Source organism: Kitasatospora arboriphila (assembly GCF_039528095.1).
Classification (GTDB): domain Bacteria; phylum Actinomycetota; class Actinomycetes; order Streptomycetales; family Streptomycetaceae; genus Kitasatospora; species Kitasatospora arboriphila.
The window spans coordinates 1-16212 of record NZ_BAAALD010000087.1 but is presented as its reverse complement, the minus strand read 5'-3'; the positions used below and the strand labels follow the sequence as shown (position 1 = coordinate 16212).

Below are 16212 nucleotides of genomic sequence, written 5' to 3'. Positions count from 1 at the left end.
GACGCGGCTGCGGGTGGGCTCGGGGCTCACGAGCGGTGAACTCGGCGGCACCCGGCGGTCTGTCGGTCGCGATCGGCATCATGGGCGGCGGCAGGTCTCAGGTGTCTTCAGAGGAGCGACCATGGCGTTCAAGACCGATGTCGCCGAACGGGACGAGTGGTCCTATGCGCCGGCTGTCGGTGTCGGACCGCTCCGGTTCGGTATGACCGTCGCCGACGTGGTCGAGGCGGCTGCGGCACTCGGCCGGACGAAGGTCGGCGAGTGTGCACGGGACCACGCGCTCTTCTCGCCGACGTGGAAGGTCGACGTCCACCGTCGCGGGGTTGCTCCTTCGCTGCCTGCCGTCACGGCCTATGTGAGCCGAGCCGTGGGCCTGTTCTGCGTCGCCGCCGACGCCGTGAACGCTCCCCAGGTCACCCACAACGGAATCCCGCTGGTCGGGAGGGACTTCTCGGAGTTGGAGCGCGACACCGTCGCCTATGCCGAGGCCACGGACGAGTACGTTCGCTACACGCCCGAGGGCTACGCGGGGCCGGATGATCCCGGGGTCCTCCTGCGCGGGCAACTGGTCGGGCAGGTCCTCCGATCGCGTCCGCTGTTCATGGTGACGCGCGACGGTGCGAACACCGAATGGGACTCGATGCCCTCCGAGGAGTACCGCTTCAACGTCTCGCCCACGGCCTGACGTGGTGCGCCTCATGGCACCCGGCGCTCCGTGAGTGCCGCGCACACGGGCGGAACCGGAGCAGTACCCACACCCCCGAAGGCCGTGGAAGGCTCTCCGGCGGCGGTCGTGTGCATCGCCCCGGAGCACCGTGAGGACTGCTGGAATGCGAGAATCCGCCGCCGTCGGCGGTGCCCTGTGTCTGATGCGTTTCCTGCCGCTGCTGGACGTGCTCGCGTCGCCGGTTCGTCGGCCGGTCGACGACGTCATCCGTGGTTGCCTGCACTCCGGCGGCATCGCGGACGGCGTGCTGATCAGCCTCGACGAATACTCCGAGGCCCGCGGCCCGCGGCAGGACTTCGACCGTCCCGACTACTTCGAGCAGACCATCGCCGACATTGCCCTGCTGACGGCCGGCGCCGGACGGACACGCTCGTTCTCCGCGAACACGAGTGCCAACGAGCGGGCGGTCGAGATGTGGGACGTCCTGGCCCGATTGATGAACGAGCGGACGCAGGGGTCGACTCCCTCGGTCATCACGGACTTCGCGGAACGTGAGCGCTGCGCCCAACGCGAGGACGAGCAGGCGCTGGCCGTGAGGGAACACGACCCGACGGCGGTCACGCGGCGCGCCGATCAGCTGGCCTCGGCGGTCGCCGCGACGACGGCCGAGCTGTCGAAGGTGTCGGCGGCACTCGGCTGGCGGCCCTCCGGGCCCTGCGGTCCGCCGTGCACCTGGCCCGTCTGCGCGCCGGCGGCGGCCGACTGCGTGCGCCACCGCCCGTTCCGGCCCCAGCAGACCCTGGCCGCCCGGCTCCGGCGCAAACCCGGTGCGGAGCCAAGACCGTGGTACGTGATCTCCCTCCACTTTCTGGCGGACGACGACGAGCCGTTCGAGTTCGTCACGGAGGTCGGGGCGGACGGCTACGAGGTGCGCAAGGTGGCTCAGTACGTGGACGGCCGACTCGTCCGCGTCGATCGGGACCACCCGCTGCAGGGGCCCGGTCGAGCTCGGGTCGGAGCCCGTTCCGTCATGGACGGAGCTCGCGGACGCCGAGGACGTGCACGTCGAGGAGGCGTCCGCGGAGTTCTTCGAACGACGCTGGCAGGAGGCGCTCACGGGCTTCATCGGGGGGTACCACCCGTCCGGGACTTGACGTGATGTCACGGCCTGACCGGTGGGCACCCACGGTGTGGTGCCGCCTACGCGTCGGCGAGCCTGCGTCTGGCGTCATCGTGTGTGGCCGCCGGGGGCGTATCGGCTCCAGGTTCCGCCGGTCTCGGTGACCGGGCGGATGGTGGTCCTGCCGTGGTGGCCGAGGCCCTGGGCGACAACGAGTGCGGGGGGTCGGGTATTGGCCTGCCGTGCAGCGTCCGCACCACCTGGGCAGGACCACCGCGGTACGGCGCGCGGTCCGGTGTTCAGCCGGCCCTGCCGGCGCGGCCGTGGCGGGCGTAGCGGCCCGGGGGGATGCCGAGGACGCGCTTGAAGTGGCGGGTGAGGTGGGACTGGTCGTAGAAGCCTGCGGCGGTGGCGACCTCGCCGGGTGGGCGGCCGGAGAGCAGCAGTCGGCGGGCGAGGTCGACGCGGCGGGACATCACGTACTGGTGGGGTGCGATGGCGAACGCGGCGCTGAACGCCCGCACCAGGTGGGCGGGGTGTGCGTGGAGCAGCGTGGCTGCGCGGTCCAGGGTGAGGTGGTCGAGCAGGTGCGCGTCGAGGAGGTCGCGCAGGTCGTGGGCGACGCCGCGGGCCGGCGGGCCGGCGGTGGCGGCCGAGCCGGGGCGCAGGTGCTCGCGCAGGCGCTCGCCGATCAGGGCGAGCCGGCTCTCGGCCTCGAGTTCGTCGCCGGCGTCGGCGAGGGCGGTGTGCAGTTGGCCGACGCGTCTGCGCAGCACGGGGTCGGTGAGGTCGGGGCCGTCGACGGCGGGGCCGATGAACCGTGCGTCGAGCTGCGTCGTGTCGAGGTAGAGCACCCGCTTGCGGAAGCCGTGGGCGGTGGCCGGTGAGCCGTTGTGCGGGACCTGCGGCGGGAGCAGGCTGACGGTGTCGTCCGGGGTGCCGCGTTCGTGGCGGTCGAGGTCGTAGCGGACGGCGCCGTCGTCGACGATCAGCACCGTCCAGGCGTCGTGGACGTGCATGGGGTACGCGTGGTCGGTGAAGTGGGCGTGGAGGACCTCGACGACGCCCGGGACGGCCGGGCGCCAGGCAGCGACCTCCTGTTTCGGCGGCATGCAAAGAACGTACAAGACGGCGCGCCTGGGCGACCTGCAGTCTCGTGGCATGAGAACCGACCAGACCGTTGCCCCGGCCGCGACCGCATCGGCGGCGCCGGCGCCCGGGGGCGCACCCGTCCGTTTCGACACGAAGATCGCCGTCCTGCTGCGTGAGGACCTCGAACCGTGGCAGCGGTTGAACGTGACCGCCTTCCTGGTGAGCGGGCTCGGCACGGTCTCGCCCGAGGTGGTGGGCGAGCCCTACGCGGATGCCGACGGCGTCGCCTACCTGCCGATGTTCCGCCAGCCGGTGCTGGTCTTCGAGGGGACGAAGGAGCTGATGGCCGCCGCCCACGGGCGTGCACTGTCGCGTTCGCTGCCCAGTGCGGTGTTCACCTCCGACCTGTTCGCCACCGGGAACGACCGGGACAACCGGGCTGCGGTGCGGGCCGTGGCCACCGACCGGCTCGACCTGGTCGGACTGGCGGTCCACGGGCCGCGGAACGCCGTGGACAAGGTCCTCAAGGGCGCCCGCATGCACCCCTGACGGGCGGGCCGGGCGCGGCGGCGGCGGTCCCGGCCGGCCGCGTGCCCTCCCCCGGCCTCCGGTGGCGGCCGGTGCGGCGTCGGTCGTCGCCGTCCGCTGCTTGATCCGTGACCGGGCGTCAGCGAGGATGCGGAGTCGGCCGATCGCAGGGGGAGGCATCGTGGGTCTGGGAACGGTGGCGGTGACGGGTGCCGCGGGGACCATCGGGTCCGTCGTGCGCGAGGTGCTTCGGCGCGAGGCGGGGCGGGTGGTCCTGGTCGACCGGGTGCCGCTGCGGCCCGAGGCCGACAACGAGGAGGCGCACTGCGTCGACCTGCGGGACGCGGCGGCCGTGGAGTCCGCGCTCGCGGGCGCCGACCGGGTACTGCACCTGGCCGGGATCCCGGACGAGGCGCCGCTCGCGGACCTCCTCGACGTCAACGTGCTCGGCACCCACAACGTTCTGGAGGCGGCGCGGCGTCTGGGCATCGAGAGGGTGGTGCTGGCGGGCAGCAACCGGGTGACCGGTTTCCATCCCGTCGGCCGTCGAACGGGGCCGGACGAGCCTGTCCGTCCGGACGGGCTGTACGGGGTGAGCAAGGCGGCGATCGAGGCGCTCGGGCGGCTGTACGCCGACAAGTTCGGCCTGTCCGTGATCTGTCTGCGCATCGGCAGTTTCGAGCCCGCGCCCACGGAGGCCCGTCACCTGGCGACCTGGCTGAGCCCGCGCGACGCCGTCGGCTACGTACGGGCCGCGCTGACCGCACCGGCCGCCGTCTGCTTCGCCACCGTGTACGCGGTCTCCGCCAACACCCGCCGTTTCTGGGAGCTCCCCGATCCGGCGGTCCTGGACTACACGCCCGTCGACGACGCCGAAGCGTACGCCGCCGGCATTCCGGGGGCGGACCTTCCGGTGGACCCGGCGGCGCCCCAGGGCGGGGTCTACGCCTCGCCCGGGTTCACGCTCCGCTACCTGGGGCGCTGACCGCGCCTCCGTACGCCGACCACCGTGGGCGGCTCACCGGGCACCGAGGCGGCGGCCGAGCTCCCGAAGGTAGTCGTCGCCGTAGGCGTCCGCGACGTCGGCGAGGTCGATCATCGGCGGGAGGTCGGCCGTGGGCTGCCGTTCGGCGAGGAACACGGCGGTCTCCGCCACGATGCGCTCCTCGTCGGTGGGGGCCAGGTGCAACTGGTCCACGGTCGACTCGCTGGCCCGGATGCGGGAGAGGACCGCGTCGTCCGGGGTGGGGAAGCGCACGAGGTACTCGTGATCACCGAGTGGTTCGATCCCGATGTCCGCGATCATGGTTCTGTCCCTCTCCCTCTCCGGGCCGGTCCGTCGTCGCAGCACTGCGGCCGGCCCCGCACGGCGCCTGCCCCGGGCCTGCGGGCCCGCGGACACCGTAGTCCCGGCACCGGCACTCCGCCCGCCGAGCCACCCGGGCGTGGCACCGATCGGCCGCCCAGTCCCCCGAACGGCCCCTCCCGGGCCGCCGGCCGGCTCGACCCTCCCGGTCCGCCCCGACGCGCCCGGTCCGGCGGGCCGACCGGGCCATCACCTCCGGCGGCCGTACGTCGGACGAGCTGTTGGCGGAGCGGCGGGTGGTGCAGCCGACCGTCGTTCAGCGTCCGCAAGGTGAGGGCCGACGGCGGGCCGGGGACCGGGAGGTGCTGGCTGCGATCGTGTTCGTGGCGACCTCAGGCTGCACCTGGCGCCAGCTCCCGCCGATCTTCGGGGCCTGTTGGCAGACCGTGCACCGGCGCTTCGCACAGTGGAGCCGCGCCCGGGTGTGGGCCCGGCTGTATCGGGTTGCCCTGGACGAGCTCGGTGCCCAGGGGACGCTGGACTGGTCGCGGTGCGCCATCGACTCGGTGAGCATCCGCGCCCTCAAAGGGGGCCACTGACCGGACCGAATCCGACCGACCGTGGCAAGAACGGGGCGAAGATCCACCTGATCTGCGACCGCAACGGGCTGTCGATCTCGCTCGCCATCTCCGGAGCTAACCTGCACGACAGCCAGGCCCTGGAACCGTTGGTGTTCGGCATCCCGCCCATCCGTTCCCGCCGGGGACCGCGCCGACGCCGCCCCCGCCAAACTGCACGGCGACAAGGGCTACGACTACGACCATCTGCGGCGATGGCTGCGCTCCCGCGGCATCGTCCCGCGGATCGCCCGACGAGTCATCGAGTCCTCCCAACGCCTGGGCCGCCACCGCTGGGTCGTCGAGCGCACCATGTCTTGGCTCTACGGATGCCGCCGCCTACACCGCCGCTACGAGCGCAAGGCCGAGCACTTTCTCGCCTTCGCCGGCATCGCGGCGGCCCTCATCTGCTACCGCCGCCTCACCGCCCCACCCAGGTGATCTCCGGACGGAGCCTCGGCAGTGCCCACGGCTCCAGAGCACCGCTGACCAGATCGGCCAGGAACTGAACAGCCCCACCGGTGTAGTGCCACCAGTCGCCGTTGCGTGAGGCGACAGTGACGGTCCAGGCCTCAGGCCCAGCAGGAGTGGTGGTCCACAGGAAGAAGTCCCCCTGGTTGGAGACGGCCCAGGGAAGCAGACCACCCGAAGCGGGATAGGGGTGCATCGGCACAGCCAGATCGGCGTCCTCGCACCATTCGGCGATGGTCTCCAGTTCCTCGTGGGTCCCGTGCACCCACCCCACTTCATCGCCCGGCACCGGGCGGCTGACGCACATGAAGTCGCTCAGCTCGAACCTCGGGTAGTGCTCGCAGAGCAGCTTGTAGTCGGCGGGCAGAGCCGTCCCCAACTCGCCTTCCAATTGGCACCAGTCGACGCTTTGAGGTGCCGGCCGACGGCGGGATGCAAGGCCGGGCACTGCCCGTTCAAGCTCCACAATCGCCTCATCGGGGCCGACCAGACGGCGACGCGGTGCCTGGGTGCCAACGAGATCATCCACACGAGCAGACTGCCACAGCGGCACTACGCCAACGCGGTCACCCCGCAGGCCTGCCCGCCGGGGCTGGAATCCAGGTCGTGACCTTCACCGTCAAACGGTCCGTGGACGGTTCCGCACCTGGGAGGGACGCAGCACGGACGGCGGCCTACGGCCCCATGGGCGCCCGCCGGGCTCTGACGCGGGAGCCGGTCAGCTCCCGTCCACGGCGGGGGCCTTCTCGTCGTCCGCGGCATCGGCCATCACCAGGCCGGAACTGACGGCCTGCCTGCCGTCTGTCCCGAGGCGCCGGAGGTGGGCCCACCGGTCCAGCTGGGTACATGCCCAGGTGGGGTCGTACGCAGCGGTGGGAAGCTGCGGAATGCGTTTGCGGCCGGTCTCGTCCAGTCGGTACGGCTCCTCGAACGCTTTCTTCCACGCCTGGACGGCGGGGGTGAAGCGTTGTTAGGCCTCGTCGGGGCCGATCTCCAGGTATGCCGCGATCTGTTCCCAGGAGCTGCCGCGTTCGAGTTCGTAGATGACGGCCGAGCTGAGAGTCCGTTCGGCCAGTTCGATGAGCTGCCGGGCCTGGCTGGCCCGGCCGCCGAATCCGGTGTCGGCGTCGTTGCCGGTGGCCACCAGCCCCGCGGCACTGTCGGCCACCTCCGTGACGTTGTCGGCGAGGACGAGACGGGCGAGCGCTTCGCGGGTGTATGCGGCTCGGTCGTGGTCATAAGGGGTGGGCTCGCTCATGGCGGAGAGGCTCCCATGCGCAGGTGTTCCACCGATGCCGGGCACGATCAGCGGGCGGGACCGGGCGGTGCCGGTCAGGCTCGGCGGAACCGGTCCTGGGTCGCCCGTTCCGAGGTGGCGACCGGGGTGTACTCGTCGCCGTCCTTCAGGAACCGCGGGAAGGCCTGACAGGGCTGCCCACTGTCGAGCAGGCCGTCGAGAGCCACGTCCGCGCCGTCGCCCGCAGCCGATGCCGGTGGATGCGGCGGATCCGACACATCGTCATCGGTCGCTGGTCCGAGGTTCTCCGGGCCGGGAGGACGCCAGGTTGAACGCGTTCAAATCCTGTGCGATTCTTGCGGCCTGACGAAGGGGGACGTGGGTGGCGGCATCGCCGAGGTGGACGTGGGCGTGCGCCCTGGGGTGGATCGCCGCGCTCGGGGCGGGTCCATGGCTCGGGCGCGCGGTGTGGGAGGACGCCTCGGAGGGCGGGGCGCCGGAGATGCAGTACGTGGCGTGTGCGGCCGCCGCGCTCTTCGTCCTGGGGGTGGTACTGGGTCGGGTCCGGGCGTGGGCTCCGTCCGCGGTGGCGGGGGTCGTGGGCGTGGTGGTCATGACCGCCGCTTCTGGGACGTTCGACGACCCGGCCCGCGGGTTGGGTGACCCGTCAGGGTTCGCGGTGATGATGGCCGCGATGCTCGCCCCGCTGGTCCTGCTCGCCCTGGTGATGGGCGCCTGCATCGGATCGCTCCTCGGTCCGCCGCGCGGGCGCTGAGCCGGGCCCGACCGGTCCGGCATCCCAAGGCCATGGCGGCTCCGGGCCGGGCGGAGTTCACGCCAGGACGACCCGCACGCCTCCCCGGGCCAGGACGTCGAGGACCTGGGCGAACAGGTCGCGGGGGCGGCCGTCCCACGCGAGGCGCCGTGAGAGGTGCTCGCGGGCGGTCGCGGCCTCCCGCCAGACCAGGGTGGCAGGGGCAGTGTGGCCGAAGGTGCCGCGCAGGCAGTCGACGAGGGCGTCCAGGCAGCCGCCGAAGTAGCCGCCCGGCCCGTTCACCGCCTCGCCGAGCGCCAGGTGGAGGCCCGCTTCGTCGGTGACGTGGCGGCCATCGAGTTCGTACGTGCGGCCGTCGAGTTCGTACGTGCGGCCGGCCGGCAGGTCGGGACGGACGCGCCGGCAGGAACGGTCCCGTACGACGTCGAGCCAGACCTCGCGGCGCCGGGTGTCGAGGCCCGCCCAGGCGCCCGGGGCGTCCGGCGGCCCGGCGAGCCACCGTTCGAGGACGGGGCGGGCGTGCACGGGAACGGGAGTGAAGTCCGTCCCGTCGAGTTCGAGGTCGACCAGGTCCGCACCATAGGCGGACGGGTACCAGGCGATGATCCTGGTCCGGAGCGGCAGGTCGGTGAACGGATCGCCGTGGTCGTCGCGTATCTCCAGCGCCGCCTGCTCCAGGTCCAGTGCCTTCCTCGTCCCCTTCATCGGGGCCGCCCGGAGCAGGTCACCCGGGAGGAGCCCCCGCAGGACGAGTGGGGGCGCCGGCCGGTCGGCCGGCAGCACGCGGGTGAACTCCCGGCAGGAGCCCAGCCACCGCTGCCCGTCGTGCACCCGGACCCGGCCCCGGTGCCCCTCGGGCGGCCCGAGGTGGTCGTCGAGACCGGTCAGCACGAGGCTGTCCGCCGCCGGCCGACCCGGGCACTCGGCGTCCTCCACCAGCCAGGGGTCGAGCGTCTCGTCCTCCGGCACCAGCCACACCCGGCTGCCGATCCAGCCCCGCACCTCCGCCTGCGGAGCCCAGCCGAACAACTCGTACGTCGCACGGCGGGGTTCGCCGAACAGCCCGTCCACCTCGGCGCAGACACCCCAGGCGGGGCCGTGCTCCGGCCCGGCCGCCGTGTGGCGGGTCAGCAGCCGGTGGTTCCCGTCCTCGTGCACGGTGGGTATCCTGCCGGGTCCGGCCGCCCGTGGCGACGGCATTTCCCCGGCCCGCGGGACGGACCGGCCCGCCGCCGGACCGTCCGATACCGGACCGTCCCGATACCGGCCCCGGCCGGCCCGGGGTGCGGGCCGGCCGGGGAGTGCGGGCTCAGGCGGTGGGCAGGCCGGCGTAGGCGCGCAGCTCCGTCCGGTCGGCGGGGATGTCCCAGCCGCGCAGGATCTGCAGGAAGTTGCCCCAGCACCAGGTGTCGTCGCCGAGCGAGGCCAGGGTGGTCACCAGGCGCTGCTGGCCGTGGTCCAGCTCGGCGAAGGGCGGCAGGTCGGCGTGCGAGGAGCCGCCGAAGGCCAGGCGGAGGGCGGCGGCGGTGACGGGGAAGGCGGCCGGTCCGGACGCCCGGGCGAGCCCGGTGGTCACGGCGTCGAGGGCTTCGGCCGGGTAGCGGTCGGCGATCTGGGTCAGGGCGAGGGCGGCGTACCCGTTCAGGTCACCGTCCTGGAACGGGACCGCAAGCTCCTCGCCGTCCGGTTCCTCGGCCTCGACGGCGGCAAGTTCGGCGAGCACCGCCGCGTCGACGGCGGCCTCGGCACCGGTGCTGCCGAGCCGGGCCAGGCCGATCGCGGCACCCCAGCGCACCACCGGCTCGTCGGCGGCGAGGAACGGCCGCAGCCGTTCCACGGTGGCCGCGTCGCCGAGCAGTCCGGCCGCGATCAGCGCGGTGGCGGCGACCGCGGGGACCTGCTCGCGGTCGGCGAGGTCCAGCAGCTGCGGCAGGACGGCCGCGGCCTGCTCGGGGAACCAGGCCAGCACGTGGCAGGTCGACGCCCGGACGGCGGGTTCGTCGTCGGACAGCAGTGCGGCCAGCGCGGGCACCTCCCGCGCGACGGCGTCGTAGGCCGCCAGTTCGGCCTCGTAGGCGGCGAGGTGGCGGTCGTAGTCGAAGGTCCTGCGCTGGAACTCGCGGACCCGGCGCTCGCCCTCGTCGGCGGCCCGGGCGACCCAGTCGTCGTACTCGGCCGTCATCGCGGCCGCGCCCTTGGCCCGCAGGTCCTCGACCCCGCGCCGCCACGCCGCGACCGCCACCCCGTCAGGGAGGTGCGCCTCGTCGTAGCCGATCGCCAGGCCCGACATCAGCTCCAGGGCCTGGGCCCGGCCGCGCCGGGAACGGTCGGCGGCCATGCGGGCCAGGAAGGGCACGGCGAAGGCCGAGGCCTGGTAGCGGCTGCCCTGGTGGAAGATGTTGCCGTACAGGGCGTGCAGGGCGCGGCCGCGATTGTCCCGGCCCTTGCCGCACAGGGCGCGGAGCTGGTCGGGGACGTCGCCCGCCGGCCCGTAGGCGTGTTCCAGGGACGCCCAGTCGATGTCGTCCAGTCCTGCGAACACGCTGTCGTTGTTCTCGCTCGTCACGGGCGAGAACCTCTCACACCGCACTGACATGCCGTTCCGCCCGCGGGTCTCCCCCGCGGGCGGTGCGACCGCTGCCGTCAGGGGGTGGCGTACCGGGTCACCTCGATCAGCCGGCACGAGGTCTTGCCGGCGGCCGTGGAGGTGCCCTGCGCCTTCTGGACGCTCTTCTGGTTGGGGGCGAGGCCGTTGGTCGCGGCCATGCCCTCCCCGATGCGGGTGCCGGCACCGTCGAGGAACTCGACCTGCACCATATAGTTCGACGCCTTCGAGCTGTGGTTGGTGATGGTGAGCTCGGCGGACGGCCAGTGCAGGGTCGGGTCCACCGAGCACTTGGTGATCTCGACGTCCTTCGCCTTGTCGCCGTCACCGGCCGGGGCGGGCGCAGCGGCGTCGCCGGCTGCGGGCGGTGCGGCCGCGGACGGCGCGCCGGTGGCGGGCTGGGCGGGGACGGCCGCGGCGGTGGACTTCCGGGTGCTGCTGTCGGCCGGGGGCTCGCAGGCGACGGCGCCGGCGAGCAGGCAGGCGGCGGCCAGGGCGAGGGTGATGGGGCGCATGGGGTCCTCTGTGGAATGAGCGGTGAGGGCCAGAACGTATCGATGTACCGGTCGGTAGAACGACGGGTTCCTGTTCCGTGATGTCCGTGAGACCGGTCGGTGACGGATCGTCAGATTCGGTCATCTTCAGTCACTGGTTGACCGGTCAATCGGACGGCCCGAGCAGGCAGCGGAAACAGCAGGGGCGAGCACGGCGGACAGTCACGAAAAGGGCGTTCTGCTACTCGTCGTAGCCGGTCCCGGGCCGAGTGGCGTCACCCTCCGGGCTGCGGGACCATGGCAGTTGGGGGTATCGGAGCAGCATGGAGGAACCGATGGAGCTCCGGAACGATTTCACGGACGATCAGAAGAAGGTGATCGACGAGGTCACCGCGGAGCTGGAGGATCTGATTCTCGATCAGGTCCGAAAGGCCCATGCAGAGGCACGGGAGAAACTGGCGGCCGCCGGAGTCCATGTCGATCCTGAAGGCCGTTACTGCCACAATTGCCTGAATTCAGCACACCCTTGCGACGGCTACGTCCCGGGCTTCATGGGGCAGTGCAAGAGATACAGCTGCCATCACAGCGATGCCGTCCACAATTATCCGTGCTAGGAGCCCCGAAGCCGGCACGGGCCGCCTCGGCGGCCCTGCGGCGCGATCCTCCGCCGCAGGGCCGCCGTCCGGTCAGCGCTTGGTGATGGCGATGTGACGGATGTTCACGGGCAGGTTCGGGAAGCCGTCGCCGGGGTTGTTCTGGTCGTCCTCGCCCCCCGCGGCGATCTTCTGCAGGACGTCGAGGCCGGCGGTGACCTGGCCGAACGGCGTGTAGTTGGGCGAGAGCTTGGTGTCCTTCCAGACGAAGAAGAACTGGCTGCCGTTGGTGTTCGGGCCGGCGTTGGCCATGGCGACGGTACCGGCCGGGTAGGTGGCGCCCTCCAGGTTCTCGTCCGGGAACGAGTAGCCGGGGCCGCCGCTGCCGGTGCCGGTCGGGTCGCCGCACTGCAGGACGAAGATCCGCTGTGTGGTGAGCCGGTGGCAGTGGCTGCGGTCGAAGTAGTCGTGCTCGGCCAGGAAGCGGAACGAGAAGGTGGTGCACGGGGCCTTGTCGGTCAGCGCCTTGAAGGTGATGGCGCCCTGGCTGGTCCGCAGTGTCGCGCTGTAGGGCTTGGCGGCCTTCTTGGCGTCGAAGACCGGGATGCCCTTGAAGTTGTCGGCCGGGACCGCCGGCGTGTAGCTGCAGGCGGTGGCCGCCGTCTGGGTGGCGGCGGCCGGCAGGGCGACCGCCGCGGTGCTGGACAGGGCCATCGGCAGGGTGATCAGGGCGGTGAACAGGGCCCAGGTCTTGCGCTTCACGTGGCAGCCTTCCGGGTGGAGTTGGCGCGGACCCGTCATTCATGCCCGCCCGGACGGCACCCATGCACCGCCCTGGTGTGCACCCATGACCTTGAGGACGCGCCGTGGTCGTCAGGAGGCCGGCGGGGTCCGGTCGGCGGGCAGGCCGGACCGGGTGAGGACGGTGGCGAGGCTGTGGTGGTCCTCGTCGGCGACGATCCGGCCGTGGGCGTCGAGGTCGAGGCGGGTGGTCATCGGCACGGCGAAGGCTTTGGGCGCGGCCTTGAGGTGGCCGGCCTGGACCGCCTCGACGGTGATGCGGCTGCCGTGGCGGTGGGTGGTGCGGACGGTGACGTGCACGTCGGCGATCAGGCTGTCCGCGCGGGCCTTCCAGCCGGAGATCTCCTGGCGGCCGCGGAAGGTGATGCCCACGGCGAGGTCGGTGTAGGTGCCGTCGACGGTGAACAGGGCGCCGAGTGCCTGCGGGTCGGTGCCGTTCCAGGCGCAGGCCCAGGCGGCGGCGATCCTCGGCAGGTGCCCTTCGGTGCCCTGCGCGGCGGGGCGATGGCGGCGGCGATGCCCTGGAGGGCGCGGCCGGCGATCAGCACCCGGCGGTGGCCGAGCAGGTCGCCGGCCCGGTCGCCGGCCCGGTCGCCGGCCGGCAGCAGCGCGGCGAACGCCAGGCCGTAGGCGATGACCACCCGGGTGGTGCCGCCCTCCGACAGGCCGACGCCGGTGCGGATCTGCGGCAGGGCGACGTTCACGATCGGGGTGGCGAGCACGGCGGTGAACTGCGCCCCGGCGAGCACCGCGAGGACGGCCTTGGGCCTGCGGGTGGGCGGCATCCGCCCCTGGGGTGTTCCGTCCGGCTGTGTGCGGGGGGAGGTTCATGCCGCACAGCGTGCTGCCGGGCGGTGTCCACCCTCCGGGTCCGGCAGGAGCGGGGACTGTCCACTCCTGTCCGGACCTGTCCACCCGCCGGTCGCGCGCCGGACGCCCGTGGTGCCGGCGGGTGCAGGCGGGTGCCGTGCGGGGGTCAGCCGGCCAGGCTGCCGACCACCTTGGTCGGGCTGATGCGCAGGACGACCCGCAGGACCTCGGCGGGCAGGTCGAGGTACTCCTGGCCGGCGCCGGGGCCCTCGTACTGTTCGGCGAGGGCGGCCGCGAGGGCGCGGCCGGTGTCCTCGGTGACGGTGGCGAGCCCGCGGATCTCGGCGTAGCGGTCCGGGTCGGCGGGGTCGTACACGGTGAGGCTGGCGCGGGGGTCGCGGCGCAGGTTGCGTTCCTTGCGGCGGCCGGCCGCGGTGGAGACGAGCAGGTCGTCGCCGTCGCGGCCGACCCAGACCACGGAGGTCTGCGGGGCCCCGTCGGGGTTGAGGGTGGCGAGGACGGCGGGGATCGGCGCGTCGATCAGCGCCCGGACGGATTCGTTCAGCTGGGTCGTCATTCGGGCGAGGCTACCTGGCACCCGGTCAGGTCCCCGTCGGGGTGGGGTCAGCCGCGGGTGAAGGTCCCGAGGCCGTCGTGGTTGAACTGCTCGACCACCGCCGAGGTCGCCCGCCCGTCGGGGCCGACGGTGAAGGTGACCCCGGAGAGGCCGACGGCGTTCTCCCCGCGGGTCTGGAAGCTGAACACGTCGCCGTCGTAGTGCTGGAGCGGGAACTGCAGGTTGTCCGGTCCGAGGCTCATGACCAGCCTGCCGTCCCGCGAGGTGACGGTCATCGGCCCGAAGTACCCGTTGGTGTAGGTACCCAGGTAGGCGGAGTCCGGCTTGGCCGGGGCGGCGCCGGCCGGGGGCTTGGTGTAGTCGGTCGGCGAGACCTGGCCCCCGGCGGCGGCGGGCACGACCTTGCCCATGAAGCCCAGCCAGTCCACCGTCTCGTGGCCCTCCTGGGCGACGTCGAAGAACTCCTCGGCCACCGCCTCCGGGACGCCGATCGGCTGGCCGTTGGTCAGCACGACGATCCCGAGCTGCTCGGAGGGCAGCAGGGTCACCACGGTCGCCGCGCCCAGGTCGAACGCGCCGGAGTGGTTCAGCCGCAGCCGGCCGTGGGAGTCGTAGTTGACGTTCCAGCCGAGGCCGTAGAAGCCGGCGTTGCCCGCGGGGGCGTGCGGCGGGTTGGAGACGATGTGCGGCAGCCGGGTCTCGTTCAGCGCCGCGGCGTCGACGATCTGCCGGCCCTCGAACGATCCGTCGGCGAGTTGCAGCCGCATCCACCGGGTGAGGTCCTGCGCGGTGGAGCTGACCCCGCCGGCGGGGGCCTGCGGGTCCGGGTTCTGGGTGGTGCTGACCTGCCAGCCGGAGTCCGTCCGCACGTGCGGCGTCGCCTTGTTCGCGGCGCTGTCGTAGGCGGAGCGCAGCGAGCTGGTGGAGTTCATCCCGAGCGGCTTGTAGACGACGTCCGCCGCCAGGTCCTCCCAGGCCACGCCCTTGGCCTTGGCGACGGCGACGGCCGCCTCGGTCAGGCCGTAGTTGGTGTAGGCGTAGCTGGCCCGGAACGGTGCGAGTTGGTGGTCGCGCAGGTGCTGCAGGATGTAGTCGCGCTGGTAGCCGAGGTCCTCCAGCAGGTCGCCGGCGTGGTCGGGCAGTCCGCTGCGGTGCGAGAAGAGGTCGGCGATCGTCACGTGGCTGCTCACCCACGGGTCGGCCAGTGCGAAGCCGGGGTCGTGGGCGGCGATCGGGTCGTCCCACTTCACGGTCTTCTGCCCGACCGCTCCGGAGACCACGGTCGAGCCGATCGGCTTGGAGAGCGAGGCGAGCTGGAAGACGGTGTCCGGGTCGACCGTCTCGGGCGAGCCGAGCCGGCGGACTCCGTAGCCCTTCAGGTGGACGACTTTGTCCTTGTACACGATGGCGACGGCCGCGCCCGGCACGCCCGTCTTCGCCATCGCGTTCCGCACGTAGCCGTCGATCTGCGCCACCGCGGCGGAGACCTGCCGGTCCGTCAGCTGCGGCGGCGGCTGCGCCGGGGGTGCGGACGCCGGGGCGGACGAGGGGCTCGGTGCGGGTGCGACCACCGGGCCGTTCGCCGGCCCGGCGGTGCAGCCCGCGAGGAGCACTCCGGCCAGCAGCGGCACGGCCGCGCGCGACCCGGGCCCGGTGCCCGTCCGGCCACCGTGACGAACCATCGACCACTCCCCTCGTCCGGGCGGCGCGGCCCCGGTGCGGCGGCGCCACCACGCGAGTATTGGTCGGCGCGGGGCCGCCGCGGGTGCCGCCGCGCGCCGGGGCGCGCGCAATCCACCCGTCCAGCGGCGGCGGGCGGCGGCTCAGTAGTGCGGGTTGGACAGGTGGACGCCGAGGCTCTCCAGGCCGGACAGGAAGACCTCCACGCCGACCGCCGCCAGCAGCAGGCCGAGCAGCCGGGACAGCACTTCCAGCACGGTTCCGTGGGTGCGTTGCAGCAGCGGCGCGAGCAGCAGGACGCACACGCAGTCGATGACGATCACCAGGACGTACATGCCGGCGACGGTCGTCCGCCACCCCCAGGTGTTCTCGTCGAGCGAACCGAGCAGCTCCGCCGTCACGGCGAGCGGGCTGACGATGTACGGGAGCAGCAGCTCCCGGACCCCTTCGAACATCGGGTGGAGCGAGTCCTCGTCCTCCTCCTCGCCCTCGCCGAGGTGGATGCCCATGACGAGGGCGACGGCGTAGATGAAGAAGATCACCCCGCCGGCGAGTTGCAGGGACTGGTCCGAGACGTGGAAGAACGAGGTCAGGACCTCGGCCGTGTAGGCCATCAGGATGCCGACCGCCGCCGCCAGCAGCGAGCTGACCATCGTCAGCCGGCGCATCTGCCCGATCGTGCGGGTGCGGCTCAGCCGGGCGAACGCGATCAGCACCTTCTGCGGGCCGATGACCGCGAAGAAGGTCACGAAGGCGGTGACGGTGGTCAGGTCGCGCATCCCCTCATCATCGGGGGCGCCTGCCCGCCGCCCGGCACGACGCGCCTGGCACGTCGTGCC

General features: G+C 72.7%; 20 protein-coding genes and 1 pseudogene. 7 read left to right on the top strand and 14 right to left on the bottom strand.

Features of this window, described 5'->3' with window-relative positions; genetic code table 11:
* The first annotated feature begins 121 nt into the window (after nucleotides 1-121).
* Together ABD353_RS31295 and ABD353_RS31290 are read left to right on the top strand one after the other, a co-directional pair.
* Entirely contained in the window at nucleotides 122-685 is a 564-nt protein-coding gene (locus tag ABD353_RS31295) for a hypothetical protein (RefSeq protein WP_344627058.1), read from the top strand.
* A gap of 145 nt (nucleotides 686-830) precedes the next feature.
* Nucleotides 831-1826, top strand: a complete 996-nt coding sequence (locus ABD353_RS31290) for a hypothetical protein (protein ID WP_344627057.1) — start codon at nucleotides 831-833, stop codon at nucleotides 1824-1826.
* A gap of 260 nt (nucleotides 1827-2086) precedes the next feature.
* Here the strand turns inward: ABD353_RS31290 and ABD353_RS31285 are convergent, their stop codons facing one another.
* Complete coding sequence (locus ABD353_RS31285; RefSeq protein ID WP_344627056.1) at nucleotides 2087-2899, bottom strand: helix-turn-helix transcriptional regulator; 813 nt, start codon at nucleotides 2897-2899, stop codon at nucleotides 2087-2089.
* 49 nt (nucleotides 2900-2948) lie between these two features.
* Between ABD353_RS31285 and ABD353_RS31280 the strand changes: the two genes are divergently transcribed.
* Nucleotides 2949-3428, top strand: a complete 480-nt coding sequence (locus ABD353_RS31280) for a DUF2000 family protein (protein WP_344627055.1) — start codon at nucleotides 2949-2951, stop codon at nucleotides 3426-3428.
* 214 nt (nucleotides 3429-3642) lie between these two features.
* Nucleotides 3643-4392: an NAD-dependent epimerase/dehydratase family protein gene (locus ABD353_RS31275; protein WP_425555294.1), complete on the top strand. Its 750-nt coding sequence runs from the start codon at nucleotides 3643-3645 to the stop codon at nucleotides 4390-4392.
* Between the two features lie 33 nt (nucleotides 4393-4425).
* Here ABD353_RS31275 and ABD353_RS31270 read toward each other — a convergent pair whose 3' ends face one another.
* Complete coding sequence (locus ABD353_RS31270; RefSeq protein WP_344627053.1) at nucleotides 4426-4713, bottom strand: hypothetical protein; 288 nt, start codon at nucleotides 4711-4713, stop codon at nucleotides 4426-4428.
* A gap of 248 nt (nucleotides 4714-4961) precedes the next feature.
* Here ABD353_RS31270 and ABD353_RS31265 point away from each other — a divergent pair.
* Nucleotides 4962-5771, top strand: a pseudogene (locus tag ABD353_RS31265) (IS5 family transposase).
* Here ABD353_RS31265 and ABD353_RS31260 read toward each other — a convergent pair.
* From ABD353_RS31260 to ABD353_RS31250, 3 genes are all read right to left on the bottom strand, one after another.
* Nucleotides 5752-6330 (bottom strand): SMI1/KNR4 family protein, encoded by a 579-nt coding sequence (locus ABD353_RS31260; RefSeq protein WP_344627052.1) that lies wholly within the window; start codon nucleotides 6328-6330, stop codon nucleotides 5752-5754. The pseudogene ABD353_RS31265 and the gene ABD353_RS31260 overlap by 20 nt on opposite strands.
* 441 nt (nucleotides 6331-6771) lie before the next feature.
* The gene (locus tag ABD353_RS31255) at nucleotides 6772-7059 is read right to left on the bottom strand and encodes a hypothetical protein (protein WP_344627051.1); all 288 of its coding nucleotides are present in this window, start codon (nucleotides 7057-7059) and stop codon (nucleotides 6772-6774) included.
* A 74-nt stretch (nucleotides 7060-7133) separates the two neighbouring features.
* Complete coding sequence (locus ABD353_RS31250) at nucleotides 7134-7265, bottom strand: hypothetical protein (RefSeq protein ID WP_344627050.1); 132 nt, start codon at nucleotides 7263-7265, stop codon at nucleotides 7134-7136.
* A 155-nt stretch (nucleotides 7266-7420) separates the two neighbouring features.
* Between ABD353_RS31250 and ABD353_RS31245 the strand changes: the two genes are divergently transcribed.
* Nucleotides 7421-7813: a hypothetical protein gene (locus ABD353_RS31245; RefSeq protein ID WP_344627049.1), complete on the top strand. Its 393-nt coding sequence runs from the start codon at nucleotides 7421-7423 to the stop codon at nucleotides 7811-7813.
* A gap of 57 nt (nucleotides 7814-7870) precedes the next feature.
* On the opposite strand, the gene ABD353_RS31240 is transcribed toward ABD353_RS31245, so the two are convergent.
* The 3 genes from ABD353_RS31240 to ABD353_RS31230 form a co-directional block, all read right to left on the bottom strand.
* Complete coding sequence (locus ABD353_RS31240) at nucleotides 7871-8971, bottom strand: barstar family protein (RefSeq protein ID WP_344627048.1); 1101 nt, start codon at nucleotides 8969-8971, stop codon at nucleotides 7871-7873.
* 151 nt (nucleotides 8972-9122) lie between these two features.
* Nucleotides 9123-10379, bottom strand: a complete 1257-nt coding sequence (locus tag ABD353_RS31235; RefSeq protein WP_344627047.1) for a HEAT repeat domain-containing protein — start codon at nucleotides 10377-10379, stop codon at nucleotides 9123-9125.
* A 77-nt stretch (nucleotides 10380-10456) separates the two neighbouring features.
* Nucleotides 10457-10933, bottom strand: a complete 477-nt coding sequence (locus ABD353_RS31230) for an FxLYD domain-containing protein (RefSeq protein ID WP_344627046.1) — start codon at nucleotides 10931-10933, stop codon at nucleotides 10457-10459.
* A 314-nt stretch (nucleotides 10934-11247) separates the two neighbouring features.
* Here ABD353_RS31230 and ABD353_RS31225 point away from each other — a divergent pair, with 314 nt between their 5' ends.
* Nucleotides 11248-11526 carry a hypothetical protein gene (locus tag ABD353_RS31225; RefSeq protein ID WP_344627045.1) on the top strand — a complete coding sequence of 93 codons (279 nt, stop codon included), beginning with the start codon at nucleotides 11248-11250 and terminating at the stop codon, nucleotides 11524-11526.
* A gap of 72 nt (nucleotides 11527-11598) precedes the next feature.
* On the opposite strand, the gene ABD353_RS31220 is transcribed toward ABD353_RS31225, so the two are convergent.
* The 6 genes from ABD353_RS31220 to ABD353_RS31195 all read right to left on the bottom strand — a co-directional run bounded on the left by ABD353_RS31220 (nucleotide 11599) and on the right by ABD353_RS31195 (nucleotide 16152).
* A complete protein-coding gene (locus ABD353_RS31220; RefSeq protein ID WP_344627044.1) occupies nucleotides 11599-12267 on the bottom strand; it encodes a peptidylprolyl isomerase in 669 nt (222 codons plus the stop codon).
* Between the two features lie 111 nt (nucleotides 12268-12378).
* A complete protein-coding gene (locus ABD353_RS31215; protein WP_344627074.1) occupies nucleotides 12379-12714 on the bottom strand; it encodes a hypothetical protein in 336 nt (111 codons plus the stop codon).
* Nucleotides 12615-13091, bottom strand: coding sequence for a hypothetical protein (locus ABD353_RS31210; RefSeq protein WP_344627075.1), 477 nt, complete (start codon nucleotides 13089-13091; stop codon nucleotides 12615-12617). Before ABD353_RS31210 ends, ABD353_RS31215 begins: the two co-directional genes overlap by 100 nt.
* Before the next feature lie 191 nt (nucleotides 13092-13282).
* On the bottom strand, nucleotides 13283-13693 hold the full coding sequence (locus ABD353_RS31205) for a PPOX class F420-dependent oxidoreductase (protein ID WP_344627043.1): 411 nt from the start codon (nucleotides 13691-13693) through the stop codon (nucleotides 13283-13285).
* A 47-nt stretch (nucleotides 13694-13740) separates the two neighbouring features.
* Entirely contained in the window at nucleotides 13741-15375 is a 1635-nt protein-coding gene (locus tag ABD353_RS31200) for a serine hydrolase (protein ID WP_344627042.1), read from the bottom strand.
* A 141-nt stretch (nucleotides 15376-15516) separates the two neighbouring features.
* Nucleotides 15517-16152, bottom strand: a complete 636-nt coding sequence (locus tag ABD353_RS31195; RefSeq protein WP_344627041.1) for a MarC family protein — start codon at nucleotides 16150-16152, stop codon at nucleotides 15517-15519.
* Nucleotides 16153-16212: the final 60 nt, after the last annotated feature.